The 20,258-nt window shown below is 48.3% G+C and carries 14 protein-coding genes; 2 read left to right on the top strand and 12 right to left on the bottom strand.

Annotated elements, in window-relative coordinates; all coding sequences use genetic code 11:
* Positions 1–15: 15 nt before the first annotated feature.
* The 9 genes from DX130_RS18285 to DX130_RS18240 all read right to left on the bottom strand — a co-directional run bounded on the left by DX130_RS18285 (position 16) and on the right by DX130_RS18240 (position 11,335).
* On the bottom strand, positions 16–798 hold the full coding sequence (locus tag DX130_RS18285) for an ABC transporter permease (RefSeq protein WP_116047781.1): 783 nt from the start codon (positions 796–798) through the stop codon (positions 16–18).
* Positions 799–843: 45 nt separating this feature from the next.
* Positions 844–2,211: an LLM class flavin-dependent oxidoreductase gene (locus tag DX130_RS18280; RefSeq protein ID WP_116047779.1), complete on the bottom strand. Its 1,368-nt coding sequence runs from the start codon at positions 2,209–2,211 to the stop codon at positions 844–846.
* A gap of 48 nt (positions 2,212–2,259) precedes the next feature.
* Positions 2,260–3,249 (bottom strand): aldo/keto reductase, encoded by a 990-nt coding sequence (locus tag DX130_RS18275; RefSeq protein ID WP_116047777.1) that lies wholly within the window; start codon positions 3,247–3,249, stop codon positions 2,260–2,262.
* A 113-nt stretch (positions 3,250–3,362) separates the two neighbouring features.
* On the bottom strand, positions 3,363–4,223 hold the full coding sequence (locus tag DX130_RS18270; RefSeq protein WP_165861350.1) for an ankyrin repeat domain-containing protein: 861 nt from the start codon (positions 4,221–4,223) through the stop codon (positions 3,363–3,365).
* Between the two features lie 138 nt (positions 4,224–4,361).
* Entirely contained in the window at positions 4,362–5,018 is a 657-nt protein-coding gene (locus DX130_RS18265) for a metallophosphoesterase family protein (protein WP_116047774.1), read from the bottom strand.
* Between the two features lie 216 nt (positions 5,019–5,234).
* Positions 5,235–6,008: an SDR family oxidoreductase gene (locus DX130_RS18260; RefSeq protein WP_116047772.1), complete on the bottom strand. Its 774-nt coding sequence runs from the start codon at positions 6,006–6,008 to the stop codon at positions 5,235–5,237.
* Positions 6,009–6,498: 490 nt separating this feature from the next.
* Positions 6,499–8,211: an AraC family transcriptional regulator gene (locus DX130_RS18250; protein ID WP_240644567.1), complete on the bottom strand. Its 1,713-nt coding sequence runs from the start codon at positions 8,209–8,211 to the stop codon at positions 6,499–6,501.
* A gap of 283 nt (positions 8,212–8,494) precedes the next feature.
* Complete coding sequence (locus tag DX130_RS18245) at positions 8,495–9,505, bottom strand: right-handed parallel beta-helix repeat-containing protein (protein ID WP_116047767.1); 1,011 nt, start codon at positions 9,503–9,505, stop codon at positions 8,495–8,497.
* Between the two features lie 273 nt (positions 9,506–9,778).
* On the bottom strand, positions 9,779–11,335 hold the full coding sequence (locus tag DX130_RS18240; RefSeq protein ID WP_116047765.1) for an ABC-F family ATP-binding cassette domain-containing protein: 1,557 nt from the start codon (positions 11,333–11,335) through the stop codon (positions 9,779–9,781).
* A 921-nt stretch (positions 11,336–12,256) separates the two neighbouring features.
* Here DX130_RS18240 and DX130_RS26720 point away from each other — a divergent pair.
* Entirely contained in the window at positions 12,257–16,954 is a 4,698-nt protein-coding gene (locus DX130_RS26720) for a X2-like carbohydrate binding domain-containing protein (protein ID WP_206098851.1), read from the top strand.
* A 181-nt stretch (positions 16,955–17,135) separates the two neighbouring features.
* Here the strand turns inward: DX130_RS26720 and DX130_RS18210 are convergent, their stop codons facing one another.
* The 3 genes from DX130_RS18210 to DX130_RS26530 all read right to left on the bottom strand — a co-directional run bounded on the left by DX130_RS18210 (position 17,136) and on the right by DX130_RS26530 (position 18,785).
* Entirely contained in the window at positions 17,136–18,281 is a 1,146-nt protein-coding gene (locus tag DX130_RS18210; RefSeq protein WP_240644566.1) for a recombinase family protein, read from the bottom strand.
* A 34-nt stretch (positions 18,282–18,315) separates the two neighbouring features.
* Positions 18,316–18,417 (bottom strand): hypothetical protein, encoded by a 102-nt coding sequence (locus tag DX130_RS27530; protein ID WP_476703826.1) that lies wholly within the window; start codon positions 18,415–18,417, stop codon positions 18,316–18,318.
* Positions 18,418–18,629: 212 nt separating this feature from the next.
* The gene (locus tag DX130_RS26530; RefSeq protein WP_165861348.1) at positions 18,630–18,785 is read right to left on the bottom strand and encodes a hypothetical protein; all 156 of its coding nucleotides are present in this window, start codon (positions 18,783–18,785) and stop codon (positions 18,630–18,632) included.
* A gap of 583 nt (positions 18,786–19,368) precedes the next feature.
* Between DX130_RS26530 and DX130_RS18205 the strand changes: the two genes are divergently transcribed.
* Positions 19,369–20,172 (top strand): hypothetical protein, encoded by an 804-nt coding sequence (locus DX130_RS18205; RefSeq protein ID WP_116047763.1) that lies wholly within the window; start codon positions 19,369–19,371, stop codon positions 20,170–20,172.
* Positions 20,173–20,258: the final 86 nt, after the last annotated feature.

The following is a 20,258-nucleotide window of genomic DNA, read 5'->3' as shown; positions in this document are numbered from 1 at the left end:
TGAATTGAAGCTCGTTTAAGTTGACTTCCATTTAAGCACGACCCGTTTCTCCAGCAGATCGATTGCAGCAATAATGAGCACAGAGACGACCGTCACAACCGTAATAATCGCAAAAGCCTTCGCCGTATCGTATAGGGAAGTGGCTTGCACCAGTAGATTGCCAAGCCCGTCCTTGGATGCTACCATCTCACCAAACAGCGCTCCGACAAGACCAGTAGCCGCCGATACTCGAAGCGAGACGAAGATGGTCGGTGCCGCTGAGGGCAGAATGACCTTCACAATCGTCTGCAGCTTAGAAGCTTCGAATACCCTGGCTACCTTGAGGTGAGCTTCCGCCGTCTGCTTAATGCCTGTAATGGTATTAAATGCAATGGTGAAAAAGCAGAACAGGAATACAATCGCGACCTTGTGCGATAACCCTATTCCGAGCCAAAGCATCAGCAGTGGAATAATCGTCACTTTCGGGATAGCGAGCAGCGCCGACAGGAACGGCCGGAAGAATGACTCCGCATGCGGAACGAGAACTAGGAACAGCCCCGTTGCAATGCCGGTGAACGCGCTAAGCAGATACCCCGCTGCAAATTCCTTGAGCGTCACGATGAGATGATGGAAGATCTCGCCGTCCGCGAACAACTTATAGATTTCTTCAATCACTTGGGTCGGCTTCGACAGATACAAGCTGCCGACAATCTCCGCTCGGACGATGTATTCGATAATGCCCAAGCAGGCGAGCAGCAGCACGACCTGTCCAATAATAATGCGCCATCTGTAGCGCTTGTTGCTATCGTAATTGCTCATTCGGTTCTCCCTTTCCAGCCCGCCGTCTCATAGAGGCTCCTCGCGTTACTCGCCAACACCTTGCAACGCAGCCCTCTTGGCGAAGCGGTTCTCCGGGCGAGACAAGCCGAAGTGTCCTCTGAACGTGTCCGCATCGTATTCTGAACGGAACAGCCCTCGGCGCTGTAGAATCGGCACAACCAAATCAATGAAGAGATCGATACCGCCCATCATGTATGGAGGGCAAATATTGAAGCCGTCGGCCGCCCGCTCCACAAACCATTCTTCCATCTGATCCGCGATCTCCTCTGGATTGCCGACGATCAGCAGATGTCCTCTCGACGTAGCCGCGAAATAATGGAACAGCTCCCGCACGGTAATGTCTTCGTGTCCTTCCGCACGCTGAGCGAGCGATACTAGCCACTTCACCTCATCGCCTGGAAGGACCGACAGTGATAAATCCGGCAGCGGTCCGTCAAGCGGATAACCGGATAAATCAATGCCGATTCTCGCAGACAGGGGTGTTACATCGTAGTTCGTCACGAGCAGACTGTTGAGCTCGCGGTACTTGTCGTGTGCTTCTTCTTTGGTCCGACCGACGAGAGGAACAAGACCCGGAAGGATAAATACTTCATCGGGATTTCTTCCATAGGCCACAGCCTTCGATTTGATCTCAGCATAAAACTGCTTCGACACCTCCAGCAGAATCTGTCCCGAGAAGACGGCGCTTGAGAGCTTGGCGCCCAGATCGCGGCTTCGCTCCGACGTCCCTGCGTTCAGGAGCGGAATCTGCCCCTGCGGCGGCCGGGCTACGTTCAGCGGACCGGCGACGGAGAAGTGCTCCCCTTCGTGATTGATCCGGTGTACCTTGCTCCCGTCGACGAACTCACCGCTCTCTTTGTTCCGGACGAAAGCCTCATCCTCCCAGGAATCCCACAGCTGCTGTACGATTTCCACAAATTCATCTGCGTAATCGTAGCGCTTGGAGTTGTCCCAATGCTTCTCACGACTGAAGTTCTGAGCCGCCCGCACATCCATACCCGTTACGACATTCCACGCAAGCCGCCCCCCGCTCAAATAATCGAGAGATGCTGTCTGGCGTGCGATCGTGTACGGCTCAGAGTACGTCGTATTCGCCGTGACGATGAGTCCAATCTTCTCGGTTACTGCCGCAATGTTTGCAATCATCGTGAACGGCTCAAGGCGCACCATCTGCGACGGGAAGGTATGCTGCATATCCGGGCTTGTGGCGAGCGCATCCCCAAGGAAGAAGAAGTCGAATTTCGCTTCCTCCAATCGCTGAGCGACCCTATGCAGAAATTTGGGGTCAAATGCCCCGTCCGTTGCCGCTTCCGGCAGCCGCCAGCCAGCCGGGTGATAGCCGGTCGAAAACAGGAATAGACCGAGATGGAGTTGCCGCTTAGGTTGAGTCATGGTTTTCATCCTCCTAATATTTTAGTTTATCTATTGGAAAAGTAGGTTTTATTTCGAAAAAAGACCAATAGTTCGGGAAGCCTCATCGATTGCAGCAAGCTCATCTGCCGACAGCCTCTCTTCGGCATGCTGCAAAGCATCTTGAATCTGCTCCGGTTTCGAAGCTCCGAGAATCGCGGAGGTTACATAAGAATGGCTCAGCACCCAGGAAAGTGCGAATTGCGCCAGTGTCCAACCTCTCGCTTCAGCCAGCGGCCTAATCTTGTCCACGAGCGCGTACGCCGGATTCGATTCCAGCAGCAGCTCCAGCCTCTTCTCGCCTAGTGCGAGTCTGGAATCCGTCGGCGGAGCTTCGCCTTGGCGGTACTTGCCGCTCAAGATCCCTCTGCCCAGCGGACTATAGCTGATGATGCCCACCTTCTCCGATTCGACGAACGGAACAAGCTCGCGTTCAATCCCTCTTGTAATGAGACTGTATTCCGGCTGTACGCTCTCGAACCGATGCAAGCCATGCAGCGCGCTTATCCCGTGTGCCTTCGCCAATTGCCAAGCTGCATGGTTGGAGCAGCCCAAGTACCGGATCTTGCCCTGCTTCACCAGATCGTCGAGCGCCCGCAGCGTCTCCTCGATCGGCGTGTCAGGATCGAACACATGCACCTGATACAGATCGATGTGGTCAGTTTGCAATCGGCGCAAGCTGTTCTCCAATGCGCGGTAGACATGGTAGCGGCTCTGCCCGCCATCGTTCACTCCCGCCCCTATATGGGCGCTGAACTTCGTCGCCAGCAAGATATCATTGCGGCGGCCTCGCAACTGCCTGCCCAGAATCTCTTCGGCTTCGCCGAATCTCGAACGGTCTTGCGTATCCATTCCGCTGCCGTATACATCCGCGGTATCGATCAGATTAATTCCCGCTCCAAGAGCCGTGTCCAGTACCTCCTCCGACGCTTTCTCGTCGATCCATCTCCCGAACGCCATCGTTCCCAAGCTGACTTCGGATACCTTTAGGCCCGTTCTTCCTAGTTTTCGGTATTGCATACTACGTTCTCTCCTTCCGAATACGACAAAAAAACAGACGAAGGCCGCTTCACATATCTAGCGTTTTCTCCGTCTGTTCGGTCGAATTGTCGTATGTAATTGTTAGATGTCTGTCAAATGTTCAGCAATTCCGCAGAAGCTGTATGGCCGAGCGATATGGCCAGCTCATATGGCGTCTCGCCATTGTCATTCTTCTCCGTCTTGTCAGCCCCGTAGCTCAGGAACTTTTCAATAAGCGGCGCATGATCGAAGTAAGCCGCTACATGCAAGACGTTGAAGCCTCTTCTCAGCTCACCTTCACATTTGGCATGAATATTGGCTCCACCCTTTATCAGCAGGTCTACGAGATGACCGTATCCACCGAATACGGTAGCATGGATCGCCGTGTTATTCAGACTGCCGTCGCGACTGCGGGCGTTCACATCAACACCACGGCTCAGCAATAGCTCTACCGTCTCCGTATTGCCAAAGTGAGTAGCCAGAGACAGCAGCGGGAACCCGTCGTGACTGTAGCTGTTCAGCAGCGCCGGGGATTTGTCCAGCAGCTCCCTCACCCTCAAGCTGTACCCGACAGCGGCAGCTTCGAATACATTCAACCTGCCTGCGCCGTTCTGAAGCAGCAGCTCCTTAATATCGTTCGCCCTCATGAACGCAGCCAGCAGTACGGGAGTCTCCCCTTGCATGTTGCTGGCGTTCACCAGACTTGCATCCTTGTCGATTAGCTCGGCAACCTTGCCAATGTCCCGCAGCTTGACTGCCTCGAACATTTCATTGCGCAGCCGTTGAAGATTATCGGCTTGCTCTTGAGCCCGCACTAGCAGGTCATGGGAAGCGCGTATCCCCATATTGACGAAATGGGTGACCGCTCTTGAGCGATTGGACTCGAGTCCCGACTCAACAAGCAGATCCACAGCCTTAAGCGCCTCGTCATCCAATCTGATGGAAAGCACAGCGGTACTTTTTTTCTTTGGCATGGTACTCCTCATCGGTTACATGTAATTAAAATTACAAAATTACTATAACACGGATTATAGCACTTGAATAGCCTTAAATTCATATTGTTTTACAAGGAATTACTCCCGAAGCTTTTTTCGACCTTAAACGCTCATCTTTTAAACGGATACATCAATAGCTAGAGTAGGTACAAAAAGGATTTCATCCACTTGGCCCTCATCATTTATTTTTACAGCTGAAAGCCCGTTTGGCCGATATGCCCATGTGTCAATATTTAACGTATGGCTCTCAGCATCAAATTCAGCCCTTCCTGATTGGCAGGGCGTATGCCCGATAATCTGTAATTTGCCAATATTCTTTAATGGCGACCTCGTCCATAACACACTCTCTGGATGTGCTTCTTCAAATGGATCGTCTACACTCTGCGAAATACCCGCATGACTAATGAATACATGGTCTGTTTCATAATATAACGGCAGTGACTTCATCCAAGGCATATAGCTAGCCAGCTCTATGGATTTTCTTTCAAATTGCTTTAGCGTCTCTTCTCCGCATTGTCTCAGCCAATTTTCATTTCCTTCTTCTACATGCACAATAGCCTCAAACTCATGATTCCCCTTCAAAAAACAGGCTTTATCAGGAAACTTTTGCTGCAATTCGATTGCATATAGAAGAATCTCAGGCGAGAAGTTCCCTCTATCCAATAAATCCCCAAGCTGCACCAGAATCTGCTTGTCGCTATCCCAATGCTCGTCCAGCAACTTGGAGAACGTATGAAAACAACCGTGCACATCACCCACTACTAATAATTCCATCTTTACCTCCCGAACTACATCTCGTTGTCATTGACTATTACTATAGCGCTCCAATACATGTATTGTACAGATGCATGCTCGGAAGTTCTTACTACCATTACTCTCTGTTGATTTCGTGCAAAAAAATACATCGCCCAAGGCACGCTGCCTTGCTGGCGATGTATCTTAATTGAATTAACATTTAATGGGCTAACCTAATTCTTGCCGCAATACTACTTAACCCCAAAAGCCGCCATCCGAGTGTATAATCTGCCCAGTAATCCACTGCGCATCGTTCTGGCAGAGAAAGCTGATCAGCTTCGCCGCATCATCTGGCTGTCCCACTCTTCCCATCGGAAACTTTGGGAGCAAATATTGCTTCAAGGAATCGTCCATCCATCCGGAATCTGTCGGTCCCGGATCAACAGCGTTAACCGTAATGCGCAATGGAGCAAGCTCAGCCGCCAGCGATACCGTGAAGGCCGAGATCGCTCCCTTAGTCGCGACATATGCCAGATTGCCCGGCATTGGCCCTTTGTCCTGCCCTGAGACCATGTTAATAATTCGTCCTCCATTACCCTCTGCCTGTCTTCTTGCAAACTCCACAGAGAGCATACAGGTACCCGTTATGTTGACTGCGCAATGCGTATTCAGAATTTCAGCGCTCAACTCTCGGTAGTCTGCTTCTTTACAGTAGGTAGCATTATTAACCAATAGACTTGGCAAACCTAGCTTGCGCTCTGCTTCATCCAGCAGTTGCACTGGCGATAACGGATCAGATAGATCCAACTCCATCGATTCAACCCGGACTCCGCAGGAACGAAGCTCCTCAGCGAATTCCCTGGGCCACTCATACTCGGCGCCATATGGCTGATCCTTGTCGTAGCGGCACCAATGGGTAAAAAATATATCTGCCCCTTCAGAGGCCAAAACTCGCGCAATGGCACTCCCTATCCCTCTATTTCGGCTTACACCTGTAATAATGGCCATTTTCCCTTGCAAACGATTCATCTATGATTCCTCCTATTGTTAAGAAGGCACACTGATAAGAGTTACAGGAGATGTGTACTCCCAATAAAAAAAGCGAACACAGGGGTGTCCGCACGGGTTGAATAACTCATTAACCTTGCGTCCCTTATAATGGCATAAGAAGGCACACTATCCCTAAGGATCGTGCTTTCGTAACTACATCGCCATTACAAAGTTTCTTACATCGGTTAATTCCCCTCTCCATCATCTCCAAAGATAACATATCACGATTGCTTCGAGTGGTCAATATTGCAAAACCGACGTCAATAGCCGCCACCGGGCTTGGCACAGTCGTTCTTCTCGGCGTCATCTTTCATCTTGCACGCAAGGAGTACCGGGATATTATCGTAAACATCATTTTCCTTGCGTTAGCTTTAAGGGTTGCGATGGACCGCTTTTAAACTGACAAAAAGCCCCTGAAACGCAAAGTCTCAGGGGCTTAATCAGGCAAGCTTTTACAATGAAAAATAACTTAAAGACCAGTCAGCCACGCTGCCAATTCTTCTGTCTGGCTTAAAATAGCAATCGGGTCCCAGTAGCCGGAGCGATCACTCGTCCATAAAAACACATGATTATTTTTCACGGCCGGAAGTGTGCTCCAGACTGGCTCAGCCTTAAGCTCATCCAGTGTCATCGAATCGGCGGTCAGAATGACATAGTCCCCTGCAAACTCTGGCAATGCTTCTGCAGAGAATGCTGCCCAACCCGGATCAGCCATTTCCTCAGCTATTTCCGCAGGCGGCAGGAACCCGAATCCATTATAGATCGGTTGTCCGCCTTTGCCGTAGTCGGTTCCGACAGCCATAAGATCCTTGCCACTGAGCTCAATAACAGAGAATGTGCTGTCCGCAGGTATAACCTTTAGCACGTCTTCCTTAGCCTTTGCCATGCGCTTGTCATAGTCGGCGAGCCAGGTTTTCCCCTCTTCATCACGGCCAAGCAGCTCGCTGAAGTAAGCAACCTCCTCATGTACTGTCTTTAAGGAAGCGTATGGGACGACGACAGTAGGCGCAATCTTGGACATCTGCTCATTCAGCTCAGGGTAGAAGTCGTCCATAATAATCAAATCCGGCTCCAGCGACAAGATTTTCTCTACGTTGCCGTTACCGTCTCCTATTCCTTCAACGTCCTTCAAATATTCCTGAAAATAAGGATTTTTAATATGATGCTCGGAGGTTCCGATAGGCGTAACCCCAAGTGCAATCAGACTGCCCAGATACTCACCTGCAACAATTCGTTGGGGATGAAGGGGTACCTCCACATCACCGTTAACGGTCTTCACTATTTTAGTCTGCGGCTGTTCCGCAGGAGCCGGCGTAGCGCTTGGACTTGGCTGTGATGTAGCAACCTCTGCAGCACCATTCGTGCCGCATGCGCTCAGCACTAGCATGAAACTCAGCAGTAATACCGAAGCGAGCTTCGGCTTTGAATGCTTGAACATGAATAAATCTTCCTCTCCATCAACCTTGTAATGATAATCATTATCAATATTATTACTATAATGAAATGACTCACTTAAGACAATGGAGGATTCCTTCCATAAGGCAGGACGATCTTCTAGTTTCTTTGCAATATGCATGGCTTTATAGCGCATAGGAGAAACTCCCTTGTGCTTCTTGAACAGTCTGCCCAAATAGTATGGATCTTGATAGCCGACGCTAAGAGCAATCTCCTTCAATGTAGCATCCGTTTCAAGAAGAAGCGCTGCCGCCCTATCGATGCGAACCTTGATTAAGTAGTCAATCGGGCTATATCCTGTACGTATTTTGAAGTAAGAGGATATATGGGCAACGCTATAGTTCAGGCTCTCCGATAGCGATTCCAATGTAATGGATTTCGGGTAATGTTTATGGATAATGTCCGCAATCTGAGCGGCTAAATCTCGCTTAGTCGAGGCTGCTCCCTGCACTTGCATTTGATGGAGAATCTCATGGGCGAACTGATTAAGTAAAGTCCGAACGCGTAATTTCACAAGCGGCTGCTGCTTCACCCATTCCTTATACATGTCGCTCAGTATCCGATACAGCTCTACAGGTTTGTCCGGAGCTATGCTGTACGTATGGCCCAAGGTGTGGGCCTGTTTGAGAAGCCCGTCAAGTTCTGAGGGCATTGGAGGTTGGAGACTCATTTTATAATAAACGCTATAATACTCCAGACCATCGCTGCCTGCAGTCATGTCGAGCATTACGCCTTTTCCTGCATGGAGCACTGTAAATCGCTGCATACGATGAAAATTCAGTCCTAGATGGACGGTGGCATTGCCGCGAATCGACATGAGAAACATGTTTGAGGGTACAAAATAAGAACGTATGGATTCACCAGCCCTAAGGTTGATACGGCGAATATCTATAACTTTGCAGTGAGTGTGATTCCACAAATCAATAAGATCCCTTAAGTCCATGCCGCAAGTGACCGCCTTTTCTGTGTTTCTTAAATTATATCATTGCACACCCTTCAGAACATGATTATTACAGTCGCTGCTGAGGACAGTAATTATCCCGATAACGCTCATCGCTGTCATTTTGAAGGATATTATTGTCCACGCCTTGATCTTTCATATTTTGCGGTTTGTTGTTCTTAAATTTGTTTTCAAACACGAAGTTGGCTGTATGTGAGGGATGGATAACTACGCCGTTACTCCTGTTCTTCTCTATTTTATTCTGCTGGATATCGTTGAAGTCCGACAGGATCGACAACCCGCTTTGGCGGTTGTTTTTGATTTTGTTATTGAACGCCATATTGTAATTAAAGGTAAGCTGCAAGCCATTGAGACGATTGTCTTTAATATCGCTACCTATCATGTAATTATTGGTGGAACGAGCGAACAGTCCATTTTCCCCGTTACGCTTGAGCTTGTTGTCTAGAAACAGGTTGTTGTCTGACCCGCTAATCATGATTCCCTCTCTCTTATTCCCAGAAATCTGATTCCCTGCAATGGCATTATGAAAGCCGAGAGCCACCTCTACCCCGTGTAAATAATTGTTCAACAGTTTGTTTCTCAGGACCCACGTTCCAATGGAATCATCAATCTGAATCCCGTTGCCCGCCTCTGCTCTTCCGATTCGTTCAATTTTGTTCTTCATGAGCAGATTGCCTTCAGAATGATTCACGAATATGCCAAAAGCTCTAATGTCGCCTCTGACTCCGCTCATTTCACTAATTTGGTTTTCCAAGATGCGGTGAGATTTTCCATTCAAGATTCGAATACCGCCGGTAACGTAGTTTTTTATCCTGAATCCGGCAATCTCCACACCTGCGATGCTATCCAAAACGAACGCCTCCGGCAAGCCATGCTTCCCGTCGAGTATCACGCGGTGCTTATGCTTGGCAACAATGCGGAGGTTGTTTTTATTGCCGTGTAGCCTTACGCTTTCATGGTAAGTGCCCCTATGCACCAGAATAACGTCCCCTTCGTTCGCCAAATCCACCGCATCTTGAATGGCAGCCGGACTGCCCGGAAACACATCTATGATTGCCATATCTATCACCTCTGCCTATCGAAATTCACCCTCTGTTAATAGTAAATTCTTGTAGGTGCGATAGAGGAACAGGCTATTGGCTATGGCAAAACGCCTTTTTTGAAGCTGGAGTGGTGATCCAAGAACCGCGATGTCAGGATAATAGCCATACAAAAAAAGCTGCCGTTATTACGGCAACTTTTGCAACTGCGTATAAGCAATTATCCAACACTTAATCGCTAACCTTCACCACTATCACCGGATTATATCTAAGCTAGGCGGTCCCTCTATCTCTTATGTCAGGCTTTTCATCGACCAGGCCTCTACATCCCATGTTTTTGTAACCCAATCCATATAAAAATCAGGCTCATGAGAGACCAGAACGACAGTACCCTTATATGCCTTTAACGCACGCTTCAATTCGGCTTTGGCGACTACGTCCAAATGGTTCGTCGGCTCATCGAACAAAATCCAGTTGCTCTCTCGCATCATCAGCTTGCACAAACGAACCTTCGCTTGCTCTCCGCCACTGAGTTGGTTAAGCGAACGTGTAATATGCTCATTCTTTAGGCCGCAGCGGGCTAGCGCTGCCCGAACCTCATGCTGGTTCATAAAGGAAAACTCATCCCACACGTCCTCTAGCGGAGTCATGGTCGGCGCCTTTGCTTCCTGCTCGAAGTAAGCAGGAGATAAATAATCGCCCAGATACGTTTTGCCTTCCAGTGGAGAAATAACGCCAAGAATCGTCTTTAAGAGCGTTGATTTCCCGACGCCGTTGCAGCCCACAATTGCAATTTTATCGCCTCGCTCAATAACCATATCCATCTTGGGAAGGAGCGGCTTATTGTAGCCGATAACCATTCCCTCTGCTTCAAATACGGTCTTGCCGCTAGTTCTGGACTCTTTAAAGTTAAAGGTCGGCTTTGCCGCTTCCTCCGGCTTGTCGATGCGATCGATACGGTCGAGCTGCTTCTCGCGGCTCTTTGCACGGCCAGAGGTTGAAGCGCGCGCCTTGTTTTTTTGAATAAATTCCTCTTGCTTCTTAATATAATCCTTTTGCCGCTCGTAAGCGTCGATATGCTGCGCTTTGTTCAACTCAGCCATTTCCAGAAACTTCTCATAATTGGACGAGTAACGCGTCAACTTCGTAAATTCAAGATGATAGATCACGTCAACGATCTGATTCATAAAGCCTGTTTCATGAGAAATAAGAACAAACGCATACGGATAATTTTTCAAATAATTAGTCAGCCAGTTAATATGCTCTTCATCCAAATAGTTCGTAGGCTCGTCAAGCAATAAAACTCCAGGCTTCTCAAGCAGCAGCTTGGCGAGCAGAACCTTCGTCCGCTGTCCGCCGCTAAGCGAGGTGACGTCACGATCAAGCCCGATCACATTCAGGCCTAAACCATTGGACATGTCATCGATCTTCACGTCGATTAAATAGAAGTCCCCAATTTCAAGCTCCTCTTGAATTTCTCCCATACGCTCAAGAAGCTGATCTAACGTATCCGAATCGGCATCGCCCATTTGCCCCGTTATATCGTTAAGTTCTTCTTCTAATACAAGTAAAGGCAAAAACGCATCCTTCAAGACATCCCGAATCGTTTTACCTGCTTCAAGCTTCGTATGCTGATCCAAATAACCGTAGCGAACGCGAGGCGTCCATTCTACCTTGCCTTCGTCCTTCAGGAGCTTGCCTGTCAAAATATTCATAAGCGTAGATTTCCCTGTACCATTCGCGCCAACCAGGCCGACATGCTCTCCCTCAAGCAAACGGAACGACACATTTTTAAACAATACCCGATCGCCAAACGTATGTGATAATTGCTCAACCGTTAACAAACTCATTTTTCTTTATCTCCATTCATGTAAGCACCATTGTTAAAACATATATAGCCCTTGATTTGCTCGTATCATTGTACCACAAAAGTGTTTATTCCTATTGATCTCTTGAAGTGGTAAATAAAATAAACTGTGCATTCAATAATCGCGCGCTGCATCGAACCAGCTTTGGGCCATCTCCTCTGTTATAGGCTGGCCAATCAGGTGGTCAGACTGGCTGAGTTGCCATCCCCCTTCACCAAGATCTTCTCGTTCAGTGGTTTCGATGCCTTTGAAGTTGTCAAAGCGCTCGGTGACAGCGGTAATGGCTGCTCCCAATCCAGATTGAGAGCGGGCAGTGTCAAATCCCCTTCATAATAAGCGGTAAGCCGCTTGTCAATGAAATCCCAGTAAAACTTCCCGAAGATTTATAAGAGAAGATCGTTTGTGAGAATTTTGTGAGAGGCGTTTGATACTATTATTCTGTATCCGTCTGTGGTCGTGACAAGCCGAACGGATTGTCACGGAAGTCGCAAAGTAAAGTAGCACCCGAAAGAGTTGTTGGGGCGGAACAATGTTGCATATAACTTGTTAACCCCTAAGTCCTCCCAAGCTCAGCCAAGGGAAGCTGTTGCATAGGGGCGTTGGCTATCCTCCAAAGCATTCCCGCCGCACTGATCCGAGACCCCTATTCTTTTCGAAACCATTCGAGGGATAAGAAGTGAGAGCGATTGGATTAGCATGAGGGGAATCCGATGGCGACGGGGGAAGAGAAAAAAGGTGTAAGGCCTTGTCGAGCGCGGGTTGGGAAGCTGTGACAGGTTATGAGCAAGTGTTGTCGTTTGGAAGGGATTTTTGTCATTTCAACTAGGGGAAGGAAGATGGGAATTGAGAAAGGAAGAAAAAAGAATAGCTGTAGCATCGATCAAACGTTGGATATCAATGTGCATGGTATTGTTAATGCTTGCGGTCAATCTTCCACAGTATGCTTTTGCAGATGCTCTTGATGAGTGGAACGTCCGGAATCCGTTGCCCACAAGTAATCATTTAAGTAGTATTACCTACGGAAACGGTAAGTACGTAGGGGTTGGGGACAATGGAACGATTGTAATCTCCAGTGACGGAGTGAACTGGGCGGGAAGTACATCGAATTCTGGTAGTCTCCTTGGGGTCACCTATGGAAACGGTAAATATGTAGCAGTGGGACCCGGTGGAACGATTGTAACCTCCAGCGACGGAATGACCTGGACAACGCAAGCAAGCGGCAGCAATACGGATTATCTAATTCGCGTTACCTACGGAAACAGCATGTATGTGGCGGTTGGGAATAGTGGAACGATTATAACCTCCAGCGATGGAGCGAACTGGACAAAGCAAACGAGCGGTACTTCAAATCATCTACTTGGCGTCACCTACGGAAACAGTATGTATGTGGCGGTTGGGAATAGTGGAACGATTGTAACCTCCAGTGATGGAGTGAACTGGACGGTCGGCACTTCGAATTCTGGTAATCTTAGTAATATCATCTATGGAAATCGTGAATATGTGGCAGTGGGAGACATGGGAACAATTGTAACCTCCAGCGACGGCATGACCTGGACAACGCAAACAAGCGGCACTAGAAGTGATCTAACTGGTGTCACCTACGGAAACAACATGTATGTGGCGCTAGGGGGCATGGGAACAATTGTAACCTCCAGCGACGGCATGACCTGGATAACGCAAACAAGCGGCATTATAAGTATTCTAACTGGCGTCACCTACGGAAACAACATGTATGTGGCGGTGGGAAGCAATGGGACGATTGTAACCTCCAGCAACGGAGCGAACTGGACGACCCAAGGAAGCCGCATTATGAATAATCTAACTGGCGTCACTTACGAAAACAGCATGTATGTGGCAGTGGGAAGCGGAACGATTGTGACCTCCAGTGATGGAGAGAACTGGAGGAGCAGCACATCGAATTTTGGTGCTCTTAATGGGATCACCTATGGAAACGGTAAATATGTGGCGGTTGGGAATAGTGGAACGATTGTGACCTCCAGTGATGGAGTGAGCTGGACAAAGCAAACAAGCGGTGAATCAAGTAATCTAAATGGCGTCACCTACGGAAACAGTATGTATGTGACGGTGGGGCAATTTGGAACGATATTGACCTCCAATGATGGAGTGAACTGGACAGAACAACGGAGCGGCGCTTCAATGAATCTAACTGGCGTCACTTACGGAAACAGCATGTATGTGGCGATATCGGGAGGGGGAGGAATTGTAGCCTCCAACGATGGAGTGAATTGGACAAGGCAAACAAGCGGAACTACGAATAGTCTAACAGGCATTGCCTACGCAAACGGGATGTATGTGGCGGTGGGGCAATCTGGAACGATTATAACCTCCAGCGATGGAGTGAATTGGGCAACGCAAACAAGTGGCACTACGAAGAATTTAACAGGCGTCACCTACGGAAATAGCACGTATGTGGCGGTGGGACAATCTGGAACGATTGTAACCTCCAGCGACGGAGCGAACTGGACAAACCGCGGGAGCGGTACTACGAAGAATTTAAGTGGTGTGACCTACGGAAATGACACATATGTAGCGGTGGGTGCAACAGGAACAATCCTGCAATCCGACTCAACCACAGTGCAGAACAGCAAGATCAGCCCAAGCACAGGCAGCTTCGACAAGAACGCGTTGCTGCAAGCAGACGTAACGACGACGCTGACGCTGAACGGCAATACGCTGACCAGCATCGCGAATGGCGCAACGGCGCTGGTGCCGGATACGGACTATACGGTGTCGGGCAACACGGTAACGATTAATAAAGAATACTTGGCACAACAATCGACCGGCACGACAACCCTGACGTTTAACTTCAGCGCGGGTAAAACGCAGTCGCTGACGATCACGGTCCGCGATACGTCGCCGGAGAACAGTACGATCAGCCCGAACGCAGGCAGCTTTGACCAGAATGCTTCGCTGCAAGCAGACGTAACGACGACGTTGACGCTGAACGGCAATACGCTGACCAGCATCGCGAATGGCGCAACGGCGCTGATGCCGGATACGGACTATACGGTGTCGGGCAGCGCAGTAACGATCAAGAAAGAATACTTGGCGGAGCAGCCGACCGGCACGACGAGCCTGACGTTTACGTTTAGCGCGGGCAATACGCAAACGCTGACAATCACAGTCAGCGATACGACGCCGGAGAACAGCACGATCAGCCCGAACGCAGGCAGCTTCGACCAGAATGCTTCACTGCAAGCAGACGTAACGACGACGCTGACGTTGAACGGCAATACGCTGACCAGCATCGCGAATGTTGCAACGGCGCTGGTAGCAGACACGGACTATACGGTGTCGGGCAACATGGTAACGATTAAGAAAGAATACCTGGCGCAACAATCGACCGGTACGACAAGCCTGACGTTTAACTTCAGCGCGGGCAATACGAAGACGCTGACAATCACAGTCAGCGATACGACGCCGGGTAACAGTACGATCAGTCCGAACGCAGGCGGCTTCGATCAGAATGCTTTGCTGCAAGCAGACGTAACGACGACGCTGACGCTGAACGGCAATACGCTGACCAGCATCTCGAATGGCGCAACGGCGCTGGTAGCGGACACGGACTATACGGTGTCGGGCAGCACAGTAACGATCAAGAAAGAATACTTGGCGGAGCAGCCGACCGGCACGACGAGCCTGACGTTTACGTTTAGCGCGGGCAATACGCAAACGCTGACGATCACGGTCAGCGATACGACGCCGGGTAACAGTACGCTCAGTCCGAACGCAGGCAGTTTCGACCAGAATGCTTCGCTGCAAGCAGACGTATCGACGACGCTGACGCTGAACGGCAATACGCTGACCAGCATCGCGAATGGCACAACGGCGCTGATGCCGGACACGGACTATACGGTGTCGGGCAGCACAGTAACGATCAAGAAAGAATACTTGGCGGAGCAGCCGACTGGCACGACGAGCCTGACGTTTACGTTTAGCGCGGGCAATACGCAAACGCTGACGATCACGGTCAACAACACGACGCAGACCGATGCGGAAGCCGTAGCCGAGGCTAAGTCTGCATTGGCAATCGACTTTAAAAGTGGAGATAGCGTAACAAGTGTCACCTCAGATCTGATTCTTCCTGTAACTGGAGCAAGCGGCACGACGATCAGTTGGTCGTCCAGCGATCAAGTCGTCATTGCCAATGACGGCAAAGTGACCCGTCCATCCTATACAGCAGGAGACAAAACAGTAACGCTCACGGCAACCATTACGAAAGGTGGCGCAACCGTAACGAAAACATTCACGGTCACGGTAAAAGCAAAATCAGCGCCTTCAAAGGGTGATGACGCTGGATCACCTCCTGCTCCCGACAGCTCAAGCGATGATACAGGCATCATATTGGTGAACGGCAAGCAAGAAAATGCGGGAACCGCTTCAACTGGCAAACGGAACAACCAAACCGTCACGACAATTGCCATTGATCAGAAGAAACTGGACGCCAAGCTCGCTCTTGAAGGGAAAGGCGCAATTCTCACGATTCTGGTGAGTGCCAAGTCCGACATCGTCATCGGCGAACTGAACGGTCAAATAGTCAAAAACATGGAAAACAAGCATGCGGTTGTAACAATTCAAACGGGCAACGTAGCATACACGCTCCCTGCGCAGCAGATCAATATCGACGCCATATCCGACAAAGTCGGCAAGTCGGTTGCTCTGCAGGACATCAAGGTCCAAATCGAGATTGCCGCGCCAACGGCAGAAGCGGCAAAAGTCGTAGAGAATGTGGCAGCGAAAGGCGAGTTTACATTAGTCGTTCCTTCGGTACACTTCACAGTGAAAGCGACGTACGGAGACACGACAGTTGAAGTATCGAAGTTCACCGCTTACGTGGCAAGAACGATTGCAATCCCGGAAGGCGTTGATCCGAACAAAATTACGACAGGCGTAGCTGTCGAAGCCGACGGTACAGTCCGCCATGTGCCAACTCAAGTCAAGCTGGTCGACGGCAAATACTATGCTATCATCAACAGTATGACCAACAGCACGTATTCCGTCGTATGGAATCCGCTAACTTTCAGTGACGTTGCCAACCACTGGGCGAAGGACGCCGTGAATGACATGGGCTCGCGGATGGTCATCGAAGGAACGGGAGACGGCCAGTTCAACCCGGACCGGGACATCACTAGAGCTGAGTTTGCGACGATTTTAGTTCGCGGATTAGGACTGAAGCTGGAGAACGGTTCAACGTCCTTCTCGGATGTGAACACAACGGACTGGTATAACAGCGCAATCCAGACAGCTCATGCCTACGGTCTGATCGACGGGTATAACGACGGGACATTCCGCCCGAACGACAGGATCACGCGGGAACAGGCGATGGCGATTATCGCCAAATCAATGAAGCTGACCGGGCTATGGGACAAGCTGAACGCGCAATCAGCGGAAGAGACGCTGCGTCCATTCGTAGATGCGGCAGCGGTAGGGTCATGGGCAAAGAACGGTGTCGCGGAAGTCGTGCAAGCCGGTATCGTATCCGGCAGGAGCGCAACTACGCTTGCACCGAAAGGATACATGACCCGCGCCGAAGTTGCAGCGGCGATTCAGCAGCTGCTGGAGCAATCCGGATTAATCTAAACAAGAATGTGATCGGCCACAGCGAATCCTGCTGTGGCCGATTTTTGTGGATCGCCTGAGATTGCTGAAAGGCAAATAGAAGAATACATACTAAATACATTCGGGCAAACGGCTCTTAGCTACTACTTCCTTACGAGCGACACACAGCACTCCACATGACTTGAGTGTCGGTCACTGTAATTTAAGCCGTAAGAAGGGCGGTGGCGGTAAACTTATAATGAATGTTTACCGAGCCATCCGCCTGTACTTCTATCCTATCAATAAACCTATGAACCATTTCAGGAGTCAGTTCGCTCAACTTCAAAAACTGCTTGAGTTCTTTTTTCAATCGAACGATACTTTCCCCCGTACTATTATTAGCTTGTAAAGACTGGAAACCTTTTAACTGGTCTTGAAGGCTATACAATTCTGCATTGCCACTCTCCGTTGCTTCCTTATATTCGGTCTCAGTAATCGTACCGCTTGCTAACAGTCTGATTATGCCTGTTTTTTGTTCCTTCAACTTTTCAATACGCCCCTGTAAAGACTGCATTTGCTTCTCTGCTTGCTTTCTTGCTTGTAAGGTCTTTGCCTCTAGCCTCCCCATAACTTCATTCTTATTAAGGGTCTCAGCACTTTTGCGAATGTCAGCAAGGATAACCCCAATGAGTTCCATTTCCTTCACGCTATGCTGACTGCAAACGTGCTTACCATACTTGTAGTAGTTGCCGCACACATAACCCTTACGATAATGAACGTACCATAGAGCCTTGGCACAATCAGCGCAGTAGAGATAGTTAGTAAAAAGGTGCTTCTTAGCCTTGGGCTTTGCTTCTAGTCGCCTCCGCCCCTCCATGTATTGTTGGGTAGCTTCAAAGTCCCCTCTTGAGATAAGGGCTTGGTGGGCGTTTTCAGTAATAATTTGTTTTTCCCTTGGGACTTCTTCACGTACTTTTGACGTAACGTTTACTGTTGTCTGCCTTCCTTGAACTAAGTCACCTACATAATGGGGGTTAGTCAAGATTTTCTTGATAGATGTGCCTTGCCAGTATAGCCCTGCATTTTTCTTACCGATGACTTGAGCAGGTGTTGGACATCCTTCACGGGTTAAAGTACGTGCAATAGCGTCAAATCCCTTTCCTTCTAAATACATTCGGAATATCCGTTTTACATTATTGGGCGTATCGTCCTCAGCAAGAACAAGCTTTCCACTTATCAGTCTGTAACCATATGGCGGAACTGAGCCTTTAAACTCACCTTTTCTTGCTTTACTGCTGAGGGCGGCTTTGATTCGATTGGACGTTCGCTGTGATTCCTGTTCATACATCCAAGCATATAGCCCAAACATCTCACCTTTGCCCTTAAGCGTATTGATTGCATTGTCAATTGTGACTATGTGAATACGGGTTCTCCATAGCTGTATCCCTAATTTGATAGGAAAGACCGCCATTCCGAGCAAGTCGTGACAGTTCTTTTGCCGCGATAACGTCAAATTTACGTTCTTTAGCATCCTGTATCAGACGTTGTAAATTTCTCTTTTACCAGTTGTTCCACTTTCAACGTCAACATAGAAGTCAAATACATCCCACCCTTGTTTCTCAAGGTATTCGTAAAATAAGCTTCTTTGATTTTGTAATGACGTTTTTTTGTTCTTCTTTATCTGTCGAAACACGAATATATACTGCACATCTCATAGTTACGCCACCTCTTCACTATGAGATGTATTGGCGTTACTTTCATTATACTGGAAGACTGCTTCTTGTTCTATCAATCTGTCAATCTCCGAGTTAATAAGCGGCATACGCAGTTCATGAAACGTTACGTTATCTCCATAAGTTTTTTCAACTTTCATATGTTGATTCCTCCCTGAGCGTTATCAGGCTAACAATCGCGGCAGGGTAGTAAATAATTGCGAAATAGTTTCTTGTTTTTTTACACCCTACAAGTCGGGCGGCTAATGCAACGAACCGATATTTAATCTCGATAACTAGGTCGATATAGTAACCTAATCATTTCATTAGTCTAGCACCTTGATTACTCACATATTGTTAGTTCCAATCACATGTTTAATGTCCTGCAAATTTACAGTTACCTTCATGTTTTATGCTGAATAATGTTAGCTTCGTTCTCCGTCTGAATTTCCAACATAGGAATGTCCTGTGAATAAAAATAGTAGTCAAGAATAGGTTCTTTCATGTGGATACAATCTCCATTATCCGAAGCTTTATAAGAATAATACAAATGCTTGTATACCAAAATCATATTATTCCTAGGTAACTACAGGTTTTTATCCTCGATTTTTTATGCCCTGCTTACCTATAAAGCTAACATGAGACTTCACGTAGTGAAGGCTCGGGTGGGCATCAGAGAAGCACCGACAGATAAAGAAAACTCTCCTTGTAATATAGGAGAGCATACAGAAGGGATATGAAGATATGAGAATCGTTAAAGACAAACTAAGAGTCGTTGCATCTCTAACTGCTGAGGAAATAGAACACATCAAGATACTGTATCCTAGTAAACGGCGTAACCTCTACTTTCATCATTGTTATTATCAGCGTAAGCCCAACTTCTTTGCAGTATGGTTATTACCGATGAAAGGATATGTTTACCGTCACTTCAACGCTATGCTTTCTTTTAATCCTGCTAACCCACCGATTGAAGCTTTAGAGATTTTCAATATGATTGAGCCTGAACGATGGAAGGTTAGTCGACTGGATGTTGCATTTGACTTCCTGACGCCATATGAAGACTGCTTTCTATTGCCGCCGCCAACAAACATAAAAATCAATCGTTACAACACAACCCTGTACTATGGGGCGGTCAGGTCAGTATGTACGGTCTGTCAGTACAACAAGCAGAAGCAACTAAAAGAAGTTCTTGAAGTTGATTCTGTACCTTTGACAAGAATTGAGTTTCGATTAAAACCTAAACTCAAGCCGATAACACAGTACGAGAAGAAGGACTTTGCCAAAATGGAGGGGTTTCACTTTGTCTCGAATACGAAGGAGATGACAGGCTTGAGATGCTTACTTAAAAGCATAACCAACGGGAAACGTGAATGGAAAACGCTTGGGCGGAAAGACAAGCAGGAGATAACAGCGGCGGTCAAGGACAGAACAACTGATATGCTTAAGCTTTTCCTCAAATATATAGAAGGAGACATTGACGGATTCATGTTTGATGGTCTTACTGCTCCTTTAATAATTGATGAATCATATCATCAACATGCAGGATGAAGTAAGGGTTCATAGTATTCTTTGCTCAGACGTTCATATTTAGCTTCTGAGCAAGGTATTGTATACCCCCTCCCATTGCCTAGCCA

The organism is Paenibacillus paeoniae (assembly GCF_003388735.1).
Taxonomy (GTDB): domain Bacteria; phylum Bacillota; class Bacilli; order Paenibacillales; family Paenibacillaceae; genus Pristimantibacillus; species Pristimantibacillus paeoniae.
This window is presented reverse-complemented; position numbering and strand designations above follow the sequence as displayed.

Excerpts from the sequence above, each read along its gene's own strand:
- DX130_RS18285 (WP_116047781.1), bottom strand. The coding sequence starts at position 798 with ATGAGCAATTACGATAGCAACAAGCGCTACAGATGGCGCATTATTATT.
- DX130_RS18280 (WP_116047779.1), bottom strand. The coding sequence starts at position 2,211 with ATGACTCAACCTAAGCGGCAACTCCATCTCGGTCTATTCCTGTTTTCG.
- DX130_RS18275 (WP_116047777.1), bottom strand. The coding sequence starts at position 3,249 with ATGCAATACCGAAAACTAGGAAGAACGGGCCTAAAGGTATCCGAAGTC.
- DX130_RS18270 (WP_165861350.1), bottom strand. The coding sequence starts at position 4,223 with ATGCCAAAGAAAAAAAGTACCGCTGTGCTTTCCATCAGATTGGATGAC.
- DX130_RS18265 (WP_116047774.1), bottom strand. The coding sequence starts at position 5,018 with ATGGAATTATTAGTAGTGGGTGATGTGCACGGTTGTTTTCATACGTTC.
- DX130_RS18260 (WP_116047772.1), bottom strand. The coding sequence starts at position 6,008 with ATGAATCGTTTGCAAGGGAAAATGGCCATTATTACAGGTGTAAGCCGA.
- DX130_RS18250 (WP_240644567.1), bottom strand. The coding sequence starts at position 8,211 with ATGCTCGACATGACTGCAGGCAGCGATGGTCTGGAGTATTATAGCGTT.
- DX130_RS18245 (WP_116047767.1), bottom strand. The coding sequence starts at position 9,505 with ATGGCAATCATAGATGTGTTTCCGGGCAGTCCGGCTGCCATTCAAGAT.
- DX130_RS18240 (WP_116047765.1), bottom strand. The coding sequence starts at position 11,335 with ATGAGTTTGTTAACGGTTGAGCAATTATCACATACGTTTGGCGATCGG.
- DX130_RS26720 (WP_206098851.1), top strand. The coding sequence starts at position 12,257 with ATGGTATTGTTAATGCTTGCGGTCAATCTTCCACAGTATGCTTTTGCA.
- DX130_RS18210 (WP_240644566.1), bottom strand. The coding sequence starts at position 18,281 with ATGTTTGGGCTATATGCTTGGATGTATGAACAGGAATCACAGCGAACG.
- DX130_RS26530 (WP_165861348.1), bottom strand. The coding sequence starts at position 18,785 with ATGAAAGTTGAAAAAACTTATGGAGATAACGTAACGTTTCATGAACTG.
- DX130_RS18205 (WP_116047763.1), top strand. The coding sequence starts at position 19,369 with ATGAGAATCGTTAAAGACAAACTAAGAGTCGTTGCATCTCTAACTGCT.